Genomic DNA, 19416 nt, shown 5'->3' on the forward strand with positions numbered 1-19416 from the left:
AGTTGAGTGATGTTATTGGCCCATATTTCCGACACCCATTTCCGCAGTCAGAACCAGAAACTGTACGGCTTTATCGACATCAACGCGGGCAATGCCGACGTGGCCTCGCAGCTGAACGCGCTGCGTGAGCGCCCGGATGCGGTCATCGTCAGCGGGGATATCGTCAACTGCGGGCGCCCTTCAGAGTACGAGGTCGCGCGCCAGGTGCTCGGCACCATCAAGTCGCCGCTTTATTTGATCCCCGGCAACCACGACGATAAATCGCATTTTCTGGAATACCTGCGCCCGCTTTGCCCGCCGTTGGGGAACGACCCGGAAAACATCCGCTATGCGGTGGACGACTTCGCTACCCGGCTGCTGTTTATCGACTCCAGCCTCGCCGGGCACTCTAAGGGCTGGTTGACCGACAATACCGTGTCCTGGCTTGAAGCGCAGTTAACCACGAGCGGCGACAAGCCCACGGCGGTCTTTATGCACCATCCGCCGCTGCCGCTGGGCAACGCGCAAATGGACAAAATCGCCTGCGAAAACGGGCACCTGCTGCTTGATTTGGTCGCCCGTTTCCCGGCGCTGGTGCGTATTTTCTGCGGCCACAACCACAGCCTGACGATGACCCAATACCGCCAGGCAACGATAGCGACGATTCCCGGCACGGTTCACCAGGTTCCGTATCACTTTGAGGACAGCCGCCCGTATTACGATCTGTCGCCGCCGTCTTGCCTGATGCACCGCCAGGTGGGCGACCAGTGGGTCAGCTATCAGCATTCTCTGGCGCATTATGCTGGCCCGTGGCTGTATGACGCGGCGATCAGTTGCCCGACGGATGAGTATTAATCGCTATGTTAAGACTGAATCAGGTAAGCAAGCAGTTTGAAGGCAAAGCGGCGCTGAACGCGCTGTCGCTCAGCATCGACGAAGGCGAGTTTGTGGTTCTGGTCGGCCCGTCCGGCTGCGGCAAAAGTACGCTGTTGCGGATGCTGGCGGGGCTGGAAGAGGTTAGCGGCGGCGAGATTTGGCTCGGCGGCGAGAACATTACTGCGATGTCGCCGCGTGAGCGCAACTTCGCGATGATCTTCCAGAACTATGCGCTGTTTCCGCACCTGACGGTACGGGACAACATCACCTTTGGCATGAAGATCCGTAAAGAAGATAAAGCCAGCTGGCAGCCGCGCCTCGAGCAGGTGGTCACGATGCTGCAGCTGGGTGAAATGCTCGACCGTAAACCGGCCAAGCTGTCCGGTGGGCAGCGTCAGCGTGTGGCAATGGCGAGAGCCATTGTGCGCAATCCGCGTCTGTTCCTGATGGATGAACCGCTCTCTAACCTGGATGCCCGCCTGCGCACCGAGGTGCGCGACAGCATCATGGCGCTGCATCATCAGCTTAAAACCACCACCATCTACGTCACCCACGATCAGACGGAAGCCATGTCGATGGCGGATCGCATAGTGGTGATGAACGGCGGCGTGGTGCAGCAGGTGGGCGAGCCGGAGCACCTTTATGCCCATCCAGCCAACCTGTTTGTTGCCGGTTTTATTGGCTCCCCGGCCATGAATTTGGTTTCTCTGCCTTGTGAAAACGGCCGCGTTTTGCCCGCCACGATGAATTTGCCTCTGCCGCCTGCTGCGGAAAAAGCGCAAAGCGTCTGGTTCGGGATCCGCCCCGAGCACCTCACCGACAGGCCAGAAAACGGGCACCTGACGCTAACGGCGACGGTGCTGCAACGAGAACTGATGGGCGCAGATTATCTGCTCCATGTCAGTACCCCCCTGGGAACGTTACGCTACACCCGTCGCCACCGCGGCGAGGTACCAGAAAAAGGCGATACGCTTACCCTCGGTTTTTCTTCATCGGATATACACCTTTTCCACACAGACCTTCACCACAACTTACACCAGGAGATTGACCATGTTTAACCCCCTGATGCATAAATGGCGGGCGCTTGCCGTTTGCTGTTCGCTGGCCGTGAGCGGCGCAGCGCTGGCAAAAGAGAAAATTGATTTTATGTTCCCGGCGCCGGTCGACGGCAAGCTGACAATGGAGATGACCCGCGTCATCAAGGCGTTTAACGATTCGCAGCAGGACGTCGAAGTCCGCGGTATTTTTACCGGCAGCTACGACACCACCAAAATTAAAGCGGAATCCGCCCAGAAAGCCGGGCAGCCGCCGGCGCTGGTCATTATGTCGGCCAACTTCACCACCGACCTTGCGCTAAAAGACGAAATCCTGCCGATGGACGAGCTGTTTAAATACGGCAACCGCAAGGCGGGCGATTTCCTGATGAACGATTTCTGGCCAGCAATGCACAAGAATGCCCAGGTAATGGGCGTGACGTACGCGATTCCGTTCCATAACTCCACGCCAATCCTGTACTACAACAAAACCATGTTCGATCAGGCAGGCATCAAGCAGCCGCCGCAGACCTGGGCCGAAATGCTGGCCGATGCGAAGAAGCTGACCGACGCCAGCAAAGGGCGGTGGGGCATCATGCTGCCGTCCACCAACGACGATTACGGCGGCTGGATCTTCTCCTCGCTGGTTCGAGCCAATGGCGGTAACTACTTCAACGAAAACTATCCGGGCGAAGTGTATTACGACTCGCCGACCACCATTGGCGCGCTGCGCTTCTGGCAGAACATGGTTTACCGCGACAAAGTGATGCCGTCCGGCGTGCTTAACTCCAAGCAGATCAGCGCTGCGTTCTTCAGCGGTAAACTGGGCATGGCGATGCTGAGCACCGGCGCGCTGGGCTTTATGCGCGAAAACAGCAAAGATTTTGATATGGAAGTGGCGATGATGCCCGCCAAAGAACAGCGGGCGGTGCCTATCGGCGGCGCGAGCCTGGTCAGCTTCAAGGGCATTTCCGACGCGCAGAAAAAGGCGGCTTATCAGTTCCTGACGTATCTGGTTAGCCCGCAGGTTAACGGCGCGTGGAGCCGTTTCACCGGGTATTTCTCCCCGCTGAAGGCCTCCTACGACACGCCGGAAATGAAAGAATACCTGCAGAAAGATCCGCGGGCGCAAATCGCGCTGGATCAGCTGAAATATGCCCATCCCTGGTATTCGACTTATGAAACGGTTGCCGTTCGTCAGGCGATGGAAAACCAGTTGGCGGCGGTGGTGAACGATCAAAAGGTGACCCCGGAAGCGGCAGCGAAATCTGCCCAGCAAACGGCGGACAGCCTGATGAAGCCGTATGTTGAGAAAACCGCGCTGGCCGATGTGAAGTAAAATCCCCACGTTTACCTTTTCACGGGCGGTTTTACCGCCCGCTATCTTCGTGTTAAAAACTCACTTTCTGACTATAACAGTTGTACAAAACAGCGTATTTTTAGCGCTGTGATATAGACAGGGAGCAGCGCATGAAAAAGTACCAGCAGCTGGCACAGCAGATCCTCGACCAGATTGCCCTCGGCGTCTGGCAGCCGGGGGATCGTTTGCCGTCGCTGCGCGAGCAGGTCGGCCACAGTGGCATGAGCTTTATGACCGTCGGCCACGCCTATCAGATGCTGGAAAGCCAGGGGGCGATTGTGGCCAGGCCGCAGTCCGGCTACTACGTTGCGCCCCGACCGGTGGCACGCACCGCGCCGCCTGCGGTGCAGGTCACTCGCGCGGAAACCGTCGATATCAATACCTATATTTTTGATGTGCTGCAGGCAAGCACGGATGCTTCCGTGGTGCCGTTTGGCTCTGCGTTCCCGGATCCTCGCCTGTTTCCGCTCCAGTCGCTCCACCGTTCAATGGCGGCGGTCAGCAAAACGGCGACCGCCATCAGCGTGATTGAAAGCCTGCCGCCGGGCAACGAAGCGCTGCGCCACGCCATCGCCCAGCGCTACGCCCAGCAGGGGATGCATGTTTCACCGGACGAAATTGTTATCACCGCCGGCGCGCTTGAGGCGCTCAACCTCAGTCTGCAGGCGGTGACCGAGCCGGGTGACTGGGTAATTGTCGAAAACCCTTGCTTCTACGGCGCGCTGCAGGCGCTGGAGCGTCTGAGGCTGAAAGCGCTCTCGGTCGCCACTGACCCGGTAAGCGGGATCGATCTCGATGCCCTGGCGCAGGCTCTGGCCGAATACCCGGTCAAAGCCTGTTGGCTAATGACCAACAGCCAGAACCCGCTGGGCGTGACGCTGCCGCCGGAAAAAAAAGCGCGGCTGGTGCAACTGTTGCGGGCACATAACGTCACGCTGATTGAGGATGACGTGTACAGCGAGCTTTATTACGGGCGGGAAAGGCCGCTGCCTGCCCGGGCGTATGATGCCCACGATATGACTCTGCATTGCTCCTCGTTTTCAAAATGCCTGGTGGCCGGATTTCGCATCGGCTGGGTCGCCGCCGGGAAGCACGCCCGCCGCATTCAGCAGTTGCAGCTGATGAGCACCTTGTCCACCAGTTCGCCGATGCAGCTGGCGCTGGTCGATTTTCTGGCTACCCGCCGCTATGACACACACCTGCGCCGCCTCCGGCGGCAGCTGGCAGAACGCAAGCAGCAGGCCTGGCAAACGCTAAGTGAGCTTTTCCCTCCTGAAGTCAAAATCCACCGCAGCGAAAGCGGCTATTTCCTGTGGATTGAACTGCCGGAGGGGCTGGATACCAGCCTGCTTAACGAGCGGGCGCTGGCGCATAAGATAAGCATCGCCCCGGGGAAAATGTTCACCACCGGCAGGGCATGGGATAACTATTTCCGCTTCAACGCCTCGTGGAACTGGGGCGAAAGAGAGCGCCAGGCCGTGGTGACGTTGTCACGTTTAATCAAGGAATTGATTGAGGAACACCATGTACAAGACTGAACGATTGCTGCTGAGAGCGTGGCGAGACGAGGACTTGGTTCCGTTTGCCGAAATGAACGCTGACCCGGAGGTGATGCGCTATTTCTTGCAGCCCCTGACGTCGGAAGAGAGCCAGCGTTACCTCGAGACATTCCGTCAGCGTATGGCTGAAAACGGCTTTGGCTTCTGGGCGGTGGAAGAGCAACGCAGCAGTGAGCTGGTCGGGTTTGTGGGCCTGAATCGCCCTGGCTACTCGCTGCCGTTTGGCCCCTGTGTCGAGGTCGGCTGGCGGCTTCGAAAAGCGTTTTGGGGCAAAGGGTACGCGCCTGAGGCCGCGAGGGAAGCGCTGCGCATTGGTTTCGACGAATACGATCTGGACAGCATTGAGGCTTTTACCGCGCTGCCAAATTTGCCGTCTCAGCGGGTGATGGAGAAGCTGGGCATGCGCCGAAGCGGAGAGTTTGACCATCCCATGGTGCCGGAGCAGCATCCGCTGCTCCGGCATGTCTGGTATCAGATTCACCGGCAGGAGGTTTAAAAGCCGGCGAACCGGCTTGTGTCACCGCTATTCTGTCGGTTGAAAAACGTAATGGTCGCCTTTAGCCACAATATGCCCGACGCCCGGGAACGGGAAGTGCGGGGCAAAAATCAGTTCACGATCGGCGGCCAGTCTGGCCAGCAGCGCTTTGCGGTTGGCTATGCCTTCCTGGCGATCGTTGTCATAGGCAATCGCCCATTCGGGCTTCGTCAGCGACACAATCGAGCTGTGCGCCGAGTCGCCAATGTCTAAAAGTCGCTGCTTGCCGGAGACAATCTGGTAGCCAACGTGCCCCGGCGTGTGGCCCGGCAGCGGCACAGAGGTAATCCCCGGCAGCACCTGGTCGCCTGGCTTAAAGGTTTTCACCTGCGGCTGGATGGCCTCAGCCAGTGCCTTCATCTTCGGCAGCGTTTGCAGCCATGCCCAGTCCGGGGCGGAGATTTGCACCGTGGCGTGGGGGAATGCCTGCTTGCCGTCCGCCGTCAGCAGCCCGCCAACATGGTCGCCGTGAACGTGGGTGATCAGCACATCGGTTACCTGCTCTGGCTTATAACCCGCCTTTGCGAGGCTCTCAACCAGCTGGCCCTGAGCGTTGGGGCCAAGCCCGGTATCCAGCAGAATGACTTTACTGCCGTCTTTCACCAGCAGGGCATCGACGCTGAGCTTAATCTTGTCCGTCGGCGCGCCCGCCGCAGACAGCACTTCGGCCACCGATTTTTCTCCCACGTCGACGCCAATCACTTTGCCATCGTTGGGCAGGGTGTTGTTTTTATCGTGCAGCGCGGTTAGCTCAAGCTTGCCGAGCGGAAAAGTTTTAAACGCCGCGCCTGCGTTATCCGCCAGCGCGAAGGCGGAGTAGCTGGCCGCAAACAGAACTGAAACGAGCAGTTTTTTGATCATGACTGTTCCCTTTATGCATCAGGTTAATTACCGGAAACCCATTGTTACTACTGACATGTTACCGCAACAGATTTTAAGTAAAGCATCTACGCTGATTAGTGGTTAGCTGCTTGGGCGGGTTTACATTTTGCATTGGGGGTTAAAGATGAAGCGTAAAACACTAAGTTACGGGCTGCCTGTCAGCCTTTTTTTGGCGGCGCTGAGCGGTAGCGCATGGGCCGAGAGCGGCCAGACCGCGCCGGGTGAAAACTACCCGGTGCTGACAAAGGACTATCTGCTGCAATCCTTTGATGGCAGTGAAAAACCGAATGAAGTGAAGATCACGTCGGGGCTGCATAACCGCTATTTCTACAGCAACTGCGGTGGGGACAAAAGCTGTGATTCTGCCATTCCGGCGGGGGCGATGGTGTTTAAAGCCCCGTCCGGGTTTGGATCTACGCCGCACAGTGAATTTCCTCGCGTCGAGCTGAGAGCCACGCACAATTTTGTTAACGGCAGCGAGTTTGACAATGAGCAGCGCGGGTCGGTGTATACCGTCAAAAATCCGTCCACGCGCTCAATTATTTTTGCTCAAATTCACGGCGACAAACCCGGCGGCTCAGAGATGCTGAAACTGCGCTGGGAAGACGGCGCGATAGTGGCGGGCGTGAAAGAAAACTACGGCGACCCGGAAAAACGCACCACGCTGCTTTCGGGCGTCGGGCTGAAAGACAAAATTGATTACAGCATCAAAGCCAAAGGCACGGCGAGCGGCATGAAGGTGACGGTGGAGGCCAGCGCCGGAGGCAAAAAGGCCAGCCAAACCTTTGACTATCCGAAGCAGGGCTGGGAAGGGATCCAGCTATACTTCAAGGCGGGCAACTATAACCAGGACAAAAACAAGGATGGTTCTGAATCGGTGGTGGCCTACAGCAAGCTTGACGTACGCTACAAGTAAGCGAGTTAAAACCGGCAGCCGGAGTGGCTGCCGGACGTTATGGCGTTATTTTTTTACCGCAATCAGCACGGATGAGGCTTTCACCAGTGCCAGCAGGCGAGACCCCACCTTCAGCGCCATTTCATCAGCGGCTTCGTTAGTCACCACGGCGGTTAATGCAAAACCCGCGTCCGTTTGAATATGCACGGTGGTGTTCACCGCGCCTTCCGCGATGGCTTTCACCGCGCCTGGGAACTGGTTCCGGGCGGAGAAGTGATAGCCGCAGTCTTCGCTGGCCAGCACCACCCACGGGGCTTTGATCAGGGCCAACGCTTCTTTGCCGTTAACCAGGCCTAAGGCTTCCTTGCTGCTGCGGGTCACCACAGCGACCAGCTTGCCGCCGCCGTTCAGGGTTAATTCTATTTCGTCGTTAACGGCGCCGGCCGTGACGTTGCTGATGGTGCCGGTTAACTGATTGCGGGCGGAAATACTCATGGTGCCTCCTGGCGGTGAACTAAGAAAAAGACTGCCTAAAGCATAGGGGGATCCCGCCTTCTTTTCATATTAATTTTCAATAGATACCTCATTTGCGCCGCGGCCTGTTATACCAAAGGGGAGCGCCGGGACAGGCTTACTGCGCAGTGCATCACAACCTGGTGAAAATCACCGCCCGGCACCGCTGCCGCCGTCAAGCCGACGCTATGCTTTTTACTTCAGTCCTTTTAAGCCAGAACGCCGCTGGGGCCATGATTATCAGAACGGGAAAGGAGATAGGGATGCAAAGTCAGTTATTGATTAACGGCCTGCTTGTGGCTGGCCTTGGAGATAAGCTGCCTGTCTACAACCCGGCCACGGGGCAGGTGCTGCTGGAGGTGGCGGAAGCCACGGCTCAGCAAGTTAACGATGCGGTCCTGGCGGCGGATAAAGCTTTTGCCGCATGGGGGCAGACGACGCCGAAAGAACGTGGCGAACATCTTCTGGCGCTAGCGGACGCCATCGAGCAACACGCGGAAGCCTTCGCCAGGCTGGAGTCGCAGAACTGCGGCAAACCTTTCCACTGCGTGCTTAACGATGAGATCCCGGCGGTGGTGGATGTCTTTCGCTTTTTTGCCGGGGCGAGCCGCTGCCTGGGCGGTCTTGCCGCCGGAGAATATCTGAGCGGGCACACCTCGATGATCCGCCGCGATCCGGTCGGCGTGGTGGCGTCTATTGCTCCCTGGAACTATCCGCTGATGATGGCGGCCTGGAAACTGGCTCCGGCGCTGGCCGCCGGGAACTGCGTGGTGATCAAACCGTCCGAAATTACGCCGCTGACCGCGTTTAAGCTAGCCGAACTGGCGAAGGATATCTTCCCGGCGGGCGTGATTAACGTGCTGTTTGGGCGCGGGCAAACCGTCGGCGATGCGCTGACCGGGCATGAAAAAGTGCGCATGGTGTCGCTCACCGGGTCTATCGCCACCGGGGAACACATTATTAGCCACACCGCCCCGTCAATTAAGCGCACGCACATGGAACTGGGCGGCAAAGCGCCGGTTATCGTGTTCGACGATGCGGATTTACAGGCGGTGGTCGAAGGCGTGCGCACCTTTGGCTATTACAACGCCGGGCAGGACTGCACCGCCGCCTGCCGGATTTACGCTCAAAGCGGGATTTACGACCGGCTGGTTGAGCAGCTTGGGGAAGCCGTGGCCAGTCTCAAATATGGGCCTCCTGAGGACGAAAGCACCGAGCTGGGGCCGCTGAGTTCAGAGGCACATCTTGAGCGAGTCAGCCAGGCCGTGGAAGACGCCAAAGCGCTGCCGCATATCCAGGTGATTACCGGCGGCAGTAAAGTCGCAGGCGACGGCTATTACTACCAGCCTACGCTGCTGGCCGGGGCTAAGCAGGGCGATGCCATTGTGCAAAAAGAGGTGTTTGGCCCGGTCGTCAGCGTCACAAAATTTGACGATGAGCAGCAGGTGCTGGCGTGGGCCAACGACTCCAGCTACGGCCTGGCCTCTTCGGTATGGACGCAGGACGTGGGCCGGGCGCATCGCCTGAGTGCCCGATTGCAGTATGGCTGCACCTGGGTGAACACGCACTTTATGCTGGTGAGCGAGATGCCACACGGCGGGCAAAAACTGTCCGGCTACGGCAAAGATATGTCGCTTTACGGGCTGGAGGATTACACCGTTATTCGGCACGTGATGATTAAGCACTGAGCTTGCGACTGGCGGTTTTGGCTTCTTTTGCCAGGCTTACAGGGACCAGTAAACAGGAGAAAAGACCATGGGATTATTTGATTTTGTCAAAGACGCGGGCGCCAAACTTTGGGACTCGCTGAAGGGGAACGAAGGCGAGCAGGGCAGCAAGCTTGAGGAGCATTTGAAAAACAGCGGCATTCCGGGCGCTGACAAAGTGAATGTTACCGTAGAAAACGGCAAAGCGGTGATCTCCGGGGGAGACGGGCTGACTCAGGCGCTGAAAGAAAAAATTCAGGTGGCGGTAGGTAACGTGGCCGGTATCAGCAGCGTTGAAAATAATATTCAGGCGACGGATGCTGCGCAGGAAGCCACTTACTATACGGTGAAATCAGGCGACACGCTGAGCGCCATTTCTAAACATGTCTATGGCGATGCCAACAAGTACAACACCATCTTTGAAGCGAATAAACCGATGCTAAGCCACCCGGATAAAATTTACCCCGGACAGGTACTGATTATTCCTAAGCTGTAAGTGCCCTAAAAACCCACTTCGGTGGGTTTTGTTTGGTGGATCGCGTAAAGTGTCACGTTAAACCTCAGAATTAATCTGTTTATTTTCTGCTATTTGCCGACGAGGTGTTGGCCTGCTTTCAAGGATGATGTATGACGTTGAAAAGAGCCATTCTGCTGGCAATCCCACTTGTTTTCTGTTCTTTCGCTTATGCCCAAACGGCAAGAAACCCGGTTATCGCCAACCTGGCGACAATGTTTGATTTCAATGCCCCGGCAGGCAACGTGCGCGAAATGCATACCGTCATGAAGCATCCGTCAGGGGAAGTCAACTATGAGAACCGACTAAAGGTAGACCGTACCGGGTGTGTGACCAGCCTCGATATCAGAGACTCGGCGCAAAAAATGGTGCTACAGCTTCACCGCGAAGGCAGCGCGCTAACGGGGACCCAAAACGGCAAACCGTTAACCCTCAAGCTTGATGAACAGTGTCTGGTGAAAAAGAGAAAAGATGAGCTGGGCGAAGTGAAATATGCCTACTGGCCTGGCGGGCTGCTGAAGGATATTTTTTTCATGCCGGGCGGGCAGCGCATCGCTCACCATGAATACGATGTTAACGGTCTCCCTCGTCAGATCGATTTTTACCTGAATGACAAAGTGGCTTCGCAAACCAAAGTCAGCTACGAGAATGCGGAGCGCCGTCCGTTTGACTACAAACTGGTGACTGAAACGATGAGAACGCCGTTCCTGACGATGGAAAGCCACTGCCGCTACGACGAGCACTTGTCACCCATCGCCTGCGATATCACGCTGGTGACCGGCATCGGGAAAACGCAGCAGACCCAGCGGCAGCAGGTGACGACGGAAGTCAGCTATTACTGAGTAAATAAAGTTTCTAAACTTGATCTGCGTCATAAAAAAGAGCATATTCTGCAAAAAATTTTAACAAGTAGTAATGTCTTGTATGACGCTTTATCAACACATGCTGGTTTTTTACGCCGTAATGGCGTTAATCTGCGCCGGGATCACCTGGCTGCTCGCCAAAGACTCTAAACGCATTAAGCTGCTTTGTTCAGTGCTGATTGGCGCCACCTGGCCGATGAGTTTCCCGGTCGCGCTGCTGTTCTCTCTGTTCTAACCCGTTCTGAACTAACAGCCTGCCGCGATAAAGTCGCCGTTGGCGCTAACGGGAATCGTGGTGATAAATAGCACCGCGGCAAAAAGCACGATCAGCAAGCCGCCAAGCACTTTCAGCCCGGTGGTGATAATGCGAACCTGAGTAGGAGTGCGCGAAAGCCAGAGTTTGCTCACCGAGTCGCGGGTGCGGGTGACCAACACGGACAGCCCGAGTATCGACAGGGCTGTACCGAAAGCCATAGTCATCACCGCGGCAATGCCCCAGCTAATAAATCCCAACGCATTCGAAAACACCAAAATCATGATGGCCCCGCTGCAAGGCCGAGCGCCAATCGCCAGAATGACGCCCAGGTGCGTGAGCCAGTTGCCGCCCCGGGCATCGTAGCCAACGCCGTGGTTGTGCCCGCAGCCGCACCGATCATCGTGTGAATGATGATTCAGCGTTGGTGCATCACTGCTTATCGGCGTGAAGGATTTCATCCTGAGCGGCGCTTGCTGTCGCAGCGCTTTCAGCACAATATAAATCCCGAAACAGCCAATCATCACCGCGCTTATTTTTTCCACATACCAGCGACTTTCGCTGAGATCGCCGCTGGACAAATTAAGCGCAATCGCCAGCACAAAGACAAATACGATGGCGCTCACGCCCTGCATCAGGCTGCCGAGAAACGGAACCACTCGTCCGGCGAGAGGCGTTTCCTGGTTGGTACTGAGGTAGGTTGTGACGATAAATTTACCGTGCCCAGGGCCGATGGCGTGGAGTACGCCGTAAAAGAAGCTGCCGACCAGCAGCCAGACGCCGCCGATGTACTGGTGGTTGTTGATTTGCAGTAAATAGAAGACCAGGTAGCGGTGCAGGCTGATCTGCATACTCAGGCACCATTGAATAAAAGCGCTCCAGTGATAGCTGATAAACACCAGCGCCAGGGTAGTTATCAGCAAGGCCAATAAGCCCGCAGGCAGCGCCCAACGGCGGGGAAAAGTTTGAGTTGTCATGGCGGCAATCACATCAGGTCAGCATGACTAAAGTATAAATAATGCCGGAGAGTAAGACCAAATGAATAAGCTATCAGCAAATCATCTTGTCGCACTGGGGCAGATATTATAGTCTCAAAAATCACGCTGTTAGCACCCGTCTGGAACCCGTATGACCGATCAAACCCCGCTGTTAACCGTTAATTCGCTTTGTATCAGTACGCTGGAAGGTAAACCTCTGGTGAAGGACGCTTCATTCAGCGTTGCACGCCGGGAGGTTGTTGCGCTGGTAGGCGAATCAGGCTCAGGGAAAACGTTAACCTCGCTGGCGGTTATGGGTTTGCTTCCGGGGGGCGTGCGGCAAACGGGCGGTGACGTAACGTTTAACGGACAGGTTGTATCGGCTGTGGGGAAAACCTATCCGCGCGAGCTTCGCGGGCAGCAAATCGCCACGATTTTTCAGGAGCCGATGAGCAGCATGAACCCGGTGCTGAAAGTGGGGGAGCAAATTGCGGAAGTGCTGGTGCGCCACCAAAAGCTCAGCTGGAAGCAGGCGCACCGTGAGGCGGTCGCATTGTTGGACAGGGTCGGGATTGTGAACCCTGAGCAGCGGGCAAAACAGTATATTCATCAGCTTTCCGGCGGCATGCGCCAGCGCGTGATGATTGCCAGCGCCATTAGCTGCAAACCTGCGCTTCTGATTGCCGACGAACCCACCACCGCGCTGGACGTCACCATTCAGGCGCAAATCCTGACTTTGCTACAGGAACTGCAGCAGGAAATGGCGATGGGCATTCTGTTCATCACCCACGATTTAAGCGTGGTGGCTCGCTATGCAGACCGTGCCTGCGTGCTGTATCAGGGCAATATTGTTGAGCAGGGCGATGTGCCAACGCTGCTGACCGCGCCGCAGGCCGACTACACCCGTCGGCTGATTGCCGCTTCTCAGCCGGAGCCTCAGCCCGCCAGGCGCAAAAACGTTACCCGTTCGCCGCTGGTGCAGCTGTCGCAGCTCACCAAAAGCTACCCGCAGGCGCATACGCTGCCTTTTTTCCCGGACAGCCGCCAGACCGTGCTCAAGCCAACCAGTCTCGAAATCGAACGAGGCGAGATCGTCGGGCTGATCGGCGAGTCCGGTTCGGGTAAAACGACGCTCGGCAGGGCGGCTATAGGTTTAATTCCGGCCGACAGCGGCACCATTATTTTTGATGGTCTGGACGTTCGTCGCGCCAGCCGTGAGCAGCAGCGGGGGATGCGCCGCCGGGCGCAGATTATTTTCCAGGATCCCTACGCCAGCCTCGATCCCAAAATGCCGGTGGGTGAGCAAATTGCCGAACCGCTGCGCGTGCATAAATTGAGACCCGCGGGGGAAGTTCAAAGCCGCGTTCGCGAACTACTGGAGCTGGTCGGGCTGGATGCTGCGGCGGCGAATCGTCTGCCGTCGGCTTTCTCCGGCGGGCAGCGGCAGCGCATTGCCATTGCGCGGGCGCTGGCGCTTGAACCCGAACTGTTGGTGGCCGATGAAGCCGTTTCGGCGTTGGATCTTTCGGTGCGAGGGCAGATCCTCGCCTTGCTCGCCGATCTGCGTGACCGTCTGGGTCTGACCGTGCTGTTTATCAGCCACGACCTTGGCGCCGTACGTCAGGCGTGTGACAGAGTGGTGGTGCTGTATCGCGGTGAAATTGTGGAGACGGGGGCCACAAAGCAGGTGCTGGACAAGCCACAGCATGAATACACGCGGCAGCTGATTGCCGCCGCGCCGGATATTCAGCAGGCGCTGAAGCTGCGGAAGGTGGGGTGATTATTCCCCACTAAGCAGCGGTAATTCCTGGTGACTCGCCCATTCATGCCAGGAGCCGACGTAAACGGCCACGTCCTGGTAACCTGCAAGTTTGAGAGCCACCAGAACCGTGGCGGCGCGAGCGCCACGGTGGCACCAGGCAATCACTCTTTTTGACGGCGTAAATCCGGCTTCGGCGGCAAGGCTTGCCAGCGCTGCAGCGGATTTGAACCGGCCATGCTCGACTGCATCTTCCCAGAAAAGCAGTTTTGAGCCAGGAATACGTCCCGCTCGCGCGCAGCATTCATGCACAAAGCTGCCGTTATATTCCGTTGGCCTGCGGGCGTCCAGCAGTAAGGTTGATGCCGGATCGGCGTCGATCGTTTCGGCGCGGGTGGCGGCCAGCTGAGGCATGGCCGGTTGACATTCAGGGGCTCCGGCGTCAGAAACAATCGCAGCTGAACCTTTCCCCGGCGTTAATTTCCCCCCGGCGTCTCCCCAGGCTTCTACACCGCCGTCCAGAATCAGTCCTTCTGCACCCAGTGCAAACCACAAAAACCATAATCCACGCGGAGATCGCATGCCCACGGTTTGCTCGAAGAATACCGGCGTAGCCCCGCTCGCGATACCGAGCTGTTGCCAGGCATGAACAAATGCCCCGGCCATCGCGGCGTAACCTTTCGGGGTCGAGTCAGACACAAAATAGTCGTAGACGTTAAGATTCAGCGCGCCCGGTAGGGAGGCCGTTTGCCAGGCTTCTCGTTCACGGACATCGATCAGCGCGAATATCTCGCCGTTCTCGATTCGTTTTACCAGATCCGGCGCGTTAATCAGCATCGGTGGTCTCCCAGCCAAAAGGCAGATTGCTGCCCTTGCCCTGTTCGGCAGCAGCCCTTAGAACGCGGGCGGCGAGGGCGATATCAAACACGTTGAGGCCGAAAGAAGAGAAATAAACCTTGTCCGTTTCCGCAGGCCGCCAGCCATCGACCAGTAAATTTGTTAAATCTGCAGAGACGTTTTGCTCATCAAAAAGCCCGGCCCGGTACATTTGAAACAGGCTTTTGGCGCTGGTCAGCTTGAAGTCTCCCCAAAGGTCGACCACTACCTTGTCGGCGGCGGCAATCGTCTCAAAGGCCACTTCGTGATAGCCGATTTGCAGCACCAGGGTGCCGGCCCGCCAGATGCCAGGGCGTAAAAACGGCTCGCTGGCGCTGGTGCAGGTAATCAGCGCGTCCCAGTGCTGGCGCAGCGCATCGTTTAGTGTTTCAAACTGGGTGACAGGCCAGGGGAGTTTGTCGGCATGGCTGAGCATGTCGGCGAGAGGCTCCGGCGTTTTGTTCCAGCAATAGACCATGTCCAGATCGGGAAAATGTGCAGCCAGCATCTCAAGATGAGCGCGGGCCTGCACGCCAGCGCCGAGCAATAAAACACGTGAAGGGCGGCGGGGAGCCGCCAGCTTCAAGGCGAGGGCCGACACGGCGGCGGTTCGGGTCGCGGTCAGGCTGCCACTTTCGACCAGGCCTATCGGCAAACCGTTGTCTGCGCGATTAACCAGCGTGGTGGCCATCGCCTGTGGATAGCCGTCGTTGGCGCGAGGTCGATGCGCCGTCCATTTTACGCCCGTCGCATTGAACCGCCCGCCGACTCTGGCCGGGAGGGCGTAAACCTTCCCCAGCGGCGTATCGAGGTTGACGTGGGTTTCGGCGGGCATCGCTGCCTCGCGGCGCCTCAGCAACCGCACGGTGTCCTCGATGTCCTGCAGAGCCTGTACCGGATCATTCCCCCCAAGGTCGGCCACCTGCTGACGGTTCACTATCTGCATGATCAGTGCTCCAGAAGTTTTTGAGCGAACGGGTAAAGCGCCGGAGAGCCCCCGCAGTGCATAAACACTACGCTGCTGCCGGCGGCAATACGGCCTTCTTTCGCGAGGGTGATTAAACCGTGCATCGCTTTACCAGTGTAAACCGGATCCAGCAGCACGCCTTCCTGCTGCGCGACCTGATAAATCGCTTCAATGCCGCCGTCAGAAGGCACGCCGTAGGCACTGCCAACAAATCCGTCTTCGATCAGGATATCCTGCGGCTGCCAGGTTTGATCCCAGTCGAGCAGGCGAGCGCAGTCCTCGGCCATGGCGGAGATTCGGGTCTGGAACCAGTCGGCTTTGGCGCTGACGCTGATGCCGATAATCTTCGTTTTCGGCCAGTAACGGCGAGCGCCGACATACAGCCCGGCCAGCGTGCCGCCGGAGCCGGTGGGGGCGATAATCACGTCCGGGGCAGATTCGCCCGCAGCGCGAAGCTGGGCATCCATCTCTTCAACGGCGCGAACATAGCCCAGCGCACCTAGCGCCGTGGCCCCCCCCAGCGGAATGATCATCGGCTTTTCGCCGCGAGCCGTGGCCGCATCGGCATGGGCCTGCATCGCGCCTTCAATCTGGGTGAAATAACCTTCCGGGTCGAGGAACTGCAGCTCTGCCCCAAACAGTTTGTCCAGCAGGAGATTACCCTGATAAGTCTGTGGCTCATCGCCGCGTAAAACCAGTACCGGCTTCATGCCAAATTTACGGGCGGCCGCCGCGACCATGCGCGCGTGGTTAGACTGGTGACCGCCGGTGGTTATCACCACTTTCACCCCTTTGCGGCAGGCTTCGGCCATCAGGTACTCCAGCTTGCGGACTTTGTTGCCGCCGCCGCCAAAACCGCTGTAGTCGTCGCGCTTAATTTTTATGTTAACGCCTAGCGTTTCGCTCAGACGAGGTAAAGATTCCAGCGGCGTGGGGAAGAATCCGAGCGTAACACGTTCAAAATCATTGACGTTTTTCATGCATTATCCTGTCTGGTTCCCGGGTGCTGGCCGTATTTAAAAGGCAAGTAGCCAGTCATTAAGCGATTGTTGGTAGCGTTGTAAGCCCTTGAGCGTGACGAATTCGTTCACGCCGTGGGCGTTGCCGCCGTAGCCCAGGCCGCCGATCAGGAAGGCTGGTGCCACAGGGGCGAAGGCGTAGGCCGGGGCGCAGCCTGGCGCCCAGGGCCAGATTTGCGGTTTTGCCTGCTGCTGGTGATAGCTCGCCATCAGCTCAAGCACGCCGACGTCATCAATGCTGAAGCGGTAGCCGGGGTAGCTGTCCCCCGGCTCGAGCACCGCTCCGGCAAGTGCCGGGCTGGCAAGCTGTTCTTTTATGCGCCGCATCAGGCGTTCGCCATCGACGACGGGCGGTGTTCTTAACACCACATCGGCGAAGGCTTCCGGAGGGATCACGCCCTGAGCACCGCGCGGCAGGCTGGCTATCTCCGACACGCTTAGCACCGCGCTGCCCAGCAGGTATGCCAGGTTGCTGAAACTATCGCCAGTGATGGCGTATTTTTCGCTGCGGCGGAAGGTCAGTTCGTCCGCCAAATTAAATTCCCGCGCGAGGTCGTCCAGAATGGAGCTGGCTTCTTCGTCCAGCTCGCCCGTTTCGAGCACGCCGTTGGCGTGAGGCGGGGCAAGAGTGCTTAACGCCTGCACCAGCCGCCAGACCGGGCTATCGATCCATGCGGCGTTACTGGCGTGAATCGCCGCTTTCGGGCCGCCCCAGCTGCCGCCTTTGACTACCAGACGGCCACCGCTGCGGCCGGTGAAGCCGAGGTAAATGCGCGGTGCGCCGCCACCGTATTCGCACAGGGAAGGGAAAAGCACTGCTTCTGCCGGGGCAACCGGGCAAGGCTGCCGGGCGAGGTAGCGGCGCAGGTTGCCGCTGCCAATCTCTTCTTCGCCTTCCAGCAGGATTTCAACGTTGGTATGCAGGCGGCCCGAGTGATAGAGATCGCGCACCACCCTCAGCATGCCTGCCAGCGGGCCTTTGTTGTTCTCCGCCCCGCGAGAAATAAACACATCGCCTTTATCCGACCAGTGTTTGAGGCCGCCCACGAACGGGTCGACCTCCCAGCCGTCTTCTTCGGCGGGCATCACGTCGTACATGTTGTACAGCACGAGGGTTCGTGGCGAGCCGATATTAATTCGCACGTGTACCAGCGGCGGTGCGTCGTCCTGAGGCTGCTGGCTGACCGGGTACAGCACTTCAGCGTCAGTTTCTTCAATTAACCAACGCTCAAGCCACTGCGCCAGGTCGCGCTGCTGGTCGATATTGCCCGCCACGCTTCGGAAAGGCGTCAGCTGGTGCAGGAGATCCAGCGTTGCATCGAGTGACTTCATAGCCGGATCCTCGGGTTCAGTACCACGTACAGCAAATCAATGATTAGGTTCACCACCACAAACACCAGCGCGGCCAGCAGGACAATAGCCTGCACCAGCGGGAAGTCACGGTTTTGAATGGCCTGCACCGCAAGGCGGCCAATGCCGGGCCAGGCAAAAATAATTTCGGTGACCAGCGCGCCGCCCAGCAGGGAAGCGAAATACATTCCCTGCACGGTGACGACCGGGATCAGCGCATTGCGCAGGCCGTGGCGAATCAGGATCCGCCACGAACTTAGCCCCTTGGCCTGCGCCGTGCGGATGTAGTCCTGAGCCAGCACGTCGATCAGGCTGGCACGTACCAGGCGCGCAATGGCGCTCATGTAATAGGCCCCAAGACTGATGGCGGGCATGATCAGATGGCTGAAGGTGCCGTAGCCGCTGGAGGGCAGCCAGCGTAGATGCAGGCTGAACCAGATGATCATCAACAGACCCAGCCAGAATACCGGCACGGCCTGGCCGCTGAAGGCAAACAGGCGGGCGAGTAAGTCCCAAACGCTGTTGCGCCAGACCGCGCTCACCAGGCCAAGCAGCAGGCCAACCAGGGTGCTCCACGCCAGGGCAGAAACGGCCAGCAGCAGCGTGGCAGGCACGCGCTGGGCGATAAGTTCGGTCACCGGCTGATCATAGCGGAGCGACAGGCCAAGGTCGCCGTGCAGCAGGCCGGTCAGGTAATGGCCGTATTGCCAGAGCAGCGGACGGTCAAAACCCATTGCGTGGCGGAAGTTGTCTATTTCTTGCTGGGAAGAACCGGGCGGCATCATCACCGCGGCAGGATCGCCGGTCAGGTGCAGGCTGTAAAAGATCAGCAGTGAGACGCCAAACATCACCAGCACGGCCTGCGCGAAGCGGGAAAGAATGTAGCGCAGCATCAGTCGAGCCTCGTGTGGGTTTTACGCAGCAGGCTGTCGCCGAGCAGGTTACAGCCGACCACCAGCGCTGCGATAATCAGCCCCGGCCACAGCACCAGCCATTCCGCCAGCAGCATGTAGGAACGCCCCTCACCAATCAGGTTGCCGAGCGTAGGCGTTGGCGGCTGGATCCCCATCCCGAGAAAGCCAATGGAGGCTTCGAGGACAATCAGCCTTGGAATATCCAGCGTCAGCAGAACAACCAGCGGCGTGGCGAGGTTAGGCAGAATATGTCGCAGCAGAATACGCGGCGTGGAAAAGCCCATGGCGCGAACGGCTTCGATGTATTCCAGTTCGCGTAACTCGAGCGTTTTGGCGCGCGCCACGCGGGCGTAAATCGCCCAACTGGTCACGCCCATGATCAGAATAATGTTTTCCAGTGAAGTGCCGAACAGCGCCATCACCAGCAAAATTAGCAGAATAAACGGCACCGCCAGCTGGATGTCCATCAGGCGCATGATAACGGCATCCAGCCAGCCGCCAACATAGCCTGCCAGCATGCCCAGCAGGGTACCGATAACGGCGGCAATAGCCGCCGCCAGTAACACCACCGTCAGGGATAGGCGG

20 protein-coding genes are annotated in these 19416 nt (G+C 58.1%); 11 read left to right on the forward strand and 9 right to left on the reverse strand.

Annotated features, from left to right (window positions below; genetic code table 11):
• Window positions 1-9: 9 nt before the first annotated feature.
• The 5 genes from gpdQ (at window position 10) to A936_RS21385 (ending at window position 5304) form a co-directional block, all read left to right on the forward strand.
• Window positions 10-834, forward strand: coding sequence for a glycerophosphodiester phosphodiesterase GpdQ (gene gpdQ, locus A936_RS21365; RefSeq protein ID WP_008461475.1), 825 nt, complete (start codon window positions 10-12; stop codon window positions 832-834).
• 5 nt (window positions 835-839) lie between these two features.
• Complete coding sequence (locus A936_RS21370; RefSeq protein WP_008461476.1) at window positions 840-1913, forward strand: ABC transporter ATP-binding protein; 1074 nt, start codon at window positions 840-842, stop codon at window positions 1911-1913.
• 7 nt (window positions 1914-1920) lie between these two features.
• Window positions 1921-3228, forward strand: coding sequence for an ABC transporter substrate-binding protein (locus A936_RS21375; protein WP_442892833.1), 1308 nt, complete (start codon window positions 1921-1923; stop codon window positions 3226-3228).
• Between the two features lie 131 nt (window positions 3229-3359).
• The gene (locus A936_RS21380; RefSeq protein WP_008461481.1) at window positions 3360-4787 is read left to right on the forward strand and encodes an aminotransferase-like domain-containing protein; all 1428 of its coding nucleotides are present in this window, start codon (window positions 3360-3362) and stop codon (window positions 4785-4787) included.
• Window positions 4774-5304 carry a GNAT family N-acetyltransferase gene (locus A936_RS21385; protein WP_008461482.1) on the forward strand — a complete coding sequence of 177 codons (531 nt, stop codon included), beginning with the start codon at window positions 4774-4776 and terminating at the stop codon, window positions 5302-5304. Before A936_RS21380 ends, A936_RS21385 begins: the two co-directional genes overlap by 14 nt.
• A 27-nt stretch (window positions 5305-5331) precedes the next feature.
• On the opposite strand, the gene A936_RS21390 is transcribed toward A936_RS21385, so the two are convergent.
• Entirely contained in the window at window positions 5332-6204 is an 873-nt protein-coding gene (locus A936_RS21390; protein ID WP_008461484.1) for an MBL fold metallo-hydrolase, read from the reverse strand.
• A gap of 145 nt (window positions 6205-6349) precedes the next feature.
• On the opposite strand from A936_RS21390, the gene A936_RS21395 reads away from it, so the two are divergent.
• Window positions 6350-7141 carry a polysaccharide lyase family 7 protein gene (locus A936_RS21395; protein ID WP_008461485.1) on the forward strand — a complete coding sequence of 264 codons (792 nt, stop codon included), beginning with the start codon at window positions 6350-6352 and terminating at the stop codon, window positions 7139-7141.
• Between the two features lie 45 nt (window positions 7142-7186).
• Here the strand turns inward: A936_RS21395 and A936_RS21400 are convergent, their stop codons facing one another.
• Window positions 7187-7615 (reverse strand): TOBE domain-containing protein, encoded by a 429-nt coding sequence (locus A936_RS21400; protein ID WP_008461486.1) that lies wholly within the window; start codon window positions 7613-7615, stop codon window positions 7187-7189.
• 281 nt (window positions 7616-7896) lie between these two features.
• On the opposite strand from A936_RS21400, the gene patD reads away from it, so the two are divergent.
• The 4 genes from patD to A936_RS23105 all read left to right on the forward strand — a co-directional run bounded on the left by patD (window position 7897) and on the right by A936_RS23105 (window position 10951).
• On the forward strand, window positions 7897-9321 hold the full coding sequence (patD, locus tag A936_RS21405; protein ID WP_008461490.1) for an aminobutyraldehyde dehydrogenase: 1425 nt from the start codon (window positions 7897-7899) through the stop codon (window positions 9319-9321).
• Window positions 9322-9388: 67 nt separating this feature from the next.
• Entirely contained in the window at window positions 9389-9835 is a 447-nt protein-coding gene (lysM, locus tag A936_RS21410) for a peptidoglycan-binding protein LysM (protein WP_008461492.1), read from the forward strand.
• 131 nt (window positions 9836-9966) lie between these two features.
• The gene (locus A936_RS21415; protein WP_008461494.1) at window positions 9967-10695 is read left to right on the forward strand and encodes a YnfC family lipoprotein; all 729 of its coding nucleotides are present in this window, start codon (window positions 9967-9969) and stop codon (window positions 10693-10695) included.
• Between the two features lie 82 nt (window positions 10696-10777).
• Complete coding sequence (locus tag A936_RS23105) at window positions 10778-10951, forward strand: GhoT/OrtT family toxin (protein WP_008461495.1); 174 nt, start codon at window positions 10778-10780, stop codon at window positions 10949-10951.
• 11 nt (window positions 10952-10962) lie between these two features.
• On the opposite strand, the gene A936_RS21420 is transcribed toward A936_RS23105, so the two are convergent.
• Entirely contained in the window at window positions 10963-11946 is a 984-nt protein-coding gene (locus A936_RS21420; protein WP_008461505.1) for a nickel/cobalt transporter, read from the reverse strand.
• Between the two features lie 151 nt (window positions 11947-12097).
• On the opposite strand from A936_RS21420, the gene A936_RS21425 reads away from it, so the two are divergent.
• Entirely contained in the window at window positions 12098-13726 is a 1629-nt protein-coding gene (locus tag A936_RS21425) for a dipeptide ABC transporter ATP-binding protein (protein WP_008461507.1), read from the forward strand.
• Here A936_RS21425 and A936_RS21430 read toward each other — a convergent pair whose 3' ends face one another.
• From A936_RS21430 to A936_RS21455, 6 genes are all read right to left on the reverse strand, one after another.
• The gene (locus A936_RS21430; RefSeq protein WP_008461508.1) at window positions 13727-14542 is read right to left on the reverse strand and encodes a sulfurtransferase; all 816 of its coding nucleotides are present in this window, start codon (window positions 14540-14542) and stop codon (window positions 13727-13729) included.
• Window positions 14532-15527 carry an ornithine cyclodeaminase family protein gene (locus A936_RS21435; RefSeq protein WP_008461511.1) on the reverse strand — a complete coding sequence of 332 codons (996 nt, stop codon included), beginning with the start codon at window positions 15525-15527 and terminating at the stop codon, window positions 14532-14534. Before A936_RS21435 ends, A936_RS21430 begins: the two co-directional genes overlap by 11 nt.
• Window positions 15528-15529: 2 nt before the next feature.
• Window positions 15530-16528 carry a 1-aminocyclopropane-1-carboxylate deaminase/D-cysteine desulfhydrase gene (locus A936_RS21440; protein WP_008461513.1) on the reverse strand — a complete coding sequence of 333 codons (999 nt, stop codon included), beginning with the start codon at window positions 16526-16528 and terminating at the stop codon, window positions 15530-15532.
• 36 nt (window positions 16529-16564) lie between these two features.
• A complete protein-coding gene (locus tag A936_RS21445) occupies window positions 16565-17899 on the reverse strand; it encodes a M20 family metallopeptidase (protein ID WP_008461515.1) in 1335 nt (444 codons plus the stop codon).
• On the reverse strand, window positions 17896-18810 hold the full coding sequence (locus A936_RS21450) for an ABC transporter permease (RefSeq protein WP_008461517.1): 915 nt from the start codon (window positions 18808-18810) through the stop codon (window positions 17896-17898). Before A936_RS21450 ends, A936_RS21445 begins: the two co-directional genes overlap by 4 nt.
• A partial coding sequence (locus A936_RS21455; RefSeq protein ID WP_008461519.1) for an ABC transporter permease occupies window positions 18810-19416 on the reverse strand: 607 nt, incomplete at its 5' end. The genes A936_RS21455 and A936_RS21450, both read right to left, overlap by 1 nt.

This window comes from Enterobacter sp. Ag1 (assembly GCA_000277545.1).
Classification (GTDB): Bacteria; Pseudomonadota; Gammaproteobacteria; order Enterobacterales; family Enterobacteriaceae; genus Cedecea.

Excerpts from the sequence above, each read along its gene's own strand:
- gpdQ (WP_008461475.1), top strand. The coding sequence starts at position 10 with ATGTTATTGGCCCATATTTCCGACACCCATTTCCGCAGTCAGAACCAG.
- A936_RS21370 (WP_008461476.1), top strand. The coding sequence starts at position 840 with ATGTTAAGACTGAATCAGGTAAGCAAGCAGTTTGAAGGCAAAGCGGCG.
- A936_RS21375 (WP_442892833.1), top strand. The coding sequence starts at position 1,921 with ATGCATAAATGGCGGGCGCTTGCCGTTTGCTGTTCGCTGGCCGTGAGC.
- A936_RS21380 (WP_008461481.1), top strand. The coding sequence starts at position 3,360 with ATGAAAAAGTACCAGCAGCTGGCACAGCAGATCCTCGACCAGATTGCC.
- A936_RS21385 (WP_008461482.1), top strand. The coding sequence starts at position 4,774 with ATGTACAAGACTGAACGATTGCTGCTGAGAGCGTGGCGAGACGAGGAC.
- A936_RS21390 (WP_008461484.1), bottom strand. The coding sequence starts at position 6,204 with ATGATCAAAAAACTGCTCGTTTCAGTTCTGTTTGCGGCCAGCTACTCC.
- A936_RS21395 (WP_008461485.1), top strand. The coding sequence starts at position 6,350 with ATGAAGCGTAAAACACTAAGTTACGGGCTGCCTGTCAGCCTTTTTTTG.
- A936_RS21400 (WP_008461486.1), bottom strand. The coding sequence starts at position 7,615 with ATGAGTATTTCCGCCCGCAATCAGTTAACCGGCACCATCAGCAACGTC.
- patD (WP_008461490.1), top strand. The coding sequence starts at position 7,897 with ATGCAAAGTCAGTTATTGATTAACGGCCTGCTTGTGGCTGGCCTTGGA.
- lysM (WP_008461492.1), top strand. The coding sequence starts at position 9,389 with ATGGGATTATTTGATTTTGTCAAAGACGCGGGCGCCAAACTTTGGGAC.
- A936_RS21415 (WP_008461494.1), top strand. The coding sequence starts at position 9,967 with ATGACGTTGAAAAGAGCCATTCTGCTGGCAATCCCACTTGTTTTCTGT.
- A936_RS23105 (WP_008461495.1), top strand. The coding sequence starts at position 10,778 with ATGACGCTTTATCAACACATGCTGGTTTTTTACGCCGTAATGGCGTTA.
- A936_RS21420 (WP_008461505.1), bottom strand. The coding sequence starts at position 11,946 with ATGACAACTCAAACTTTTCCCCGCCGTTGGGCGCTGCCTGCGGGCTTA.
- A936_RS21425 (WP_008461507.1), top strand. The coding sequence starts at position 12,098 with ATGACCGATCAAACCCCGCTGTTAACCGTTAATTCGCTTTGTATCAGT.
- A936_RS21430 (WP_008461508.1), bottom strand. The coding sequence starts at position 14,542 with ATGCTGATTAACGCGCCGGATCTGGTAAAACGAATCGAGAACGGCGAG.
- A936_RS21435 (WP_008461511.1), bottom strand. The coding sequence starts at position 15,527 with ATGCAGATAGTGAACCGTCAGCAGGTGGCCGACCTTGGGGGGAATGAT.
- A936_RS21440 (WP_008461513.1), bottom strand. The coding sequence starts at position 16,528 with ATGAAAAACGTCAATGATTTTGAACGTGTTACGCTCGGATTCTTCCCC.
- A936_RS21445 (WP_008461515.1), bottom strand. The coding sequence starts at position 17,899 with ATGAAGTCACTCGATGCAACGCTGGATCTCCTGCACCAGCTGACGCCT.
- A936_RS21450 (WP_008461517.1), bottom strand. The coding sequence starts at position 18,810 with ATGCTGCGCTACATTCTTTCCCGCTTCGCGCAGGCCGTGCTGGTGATG.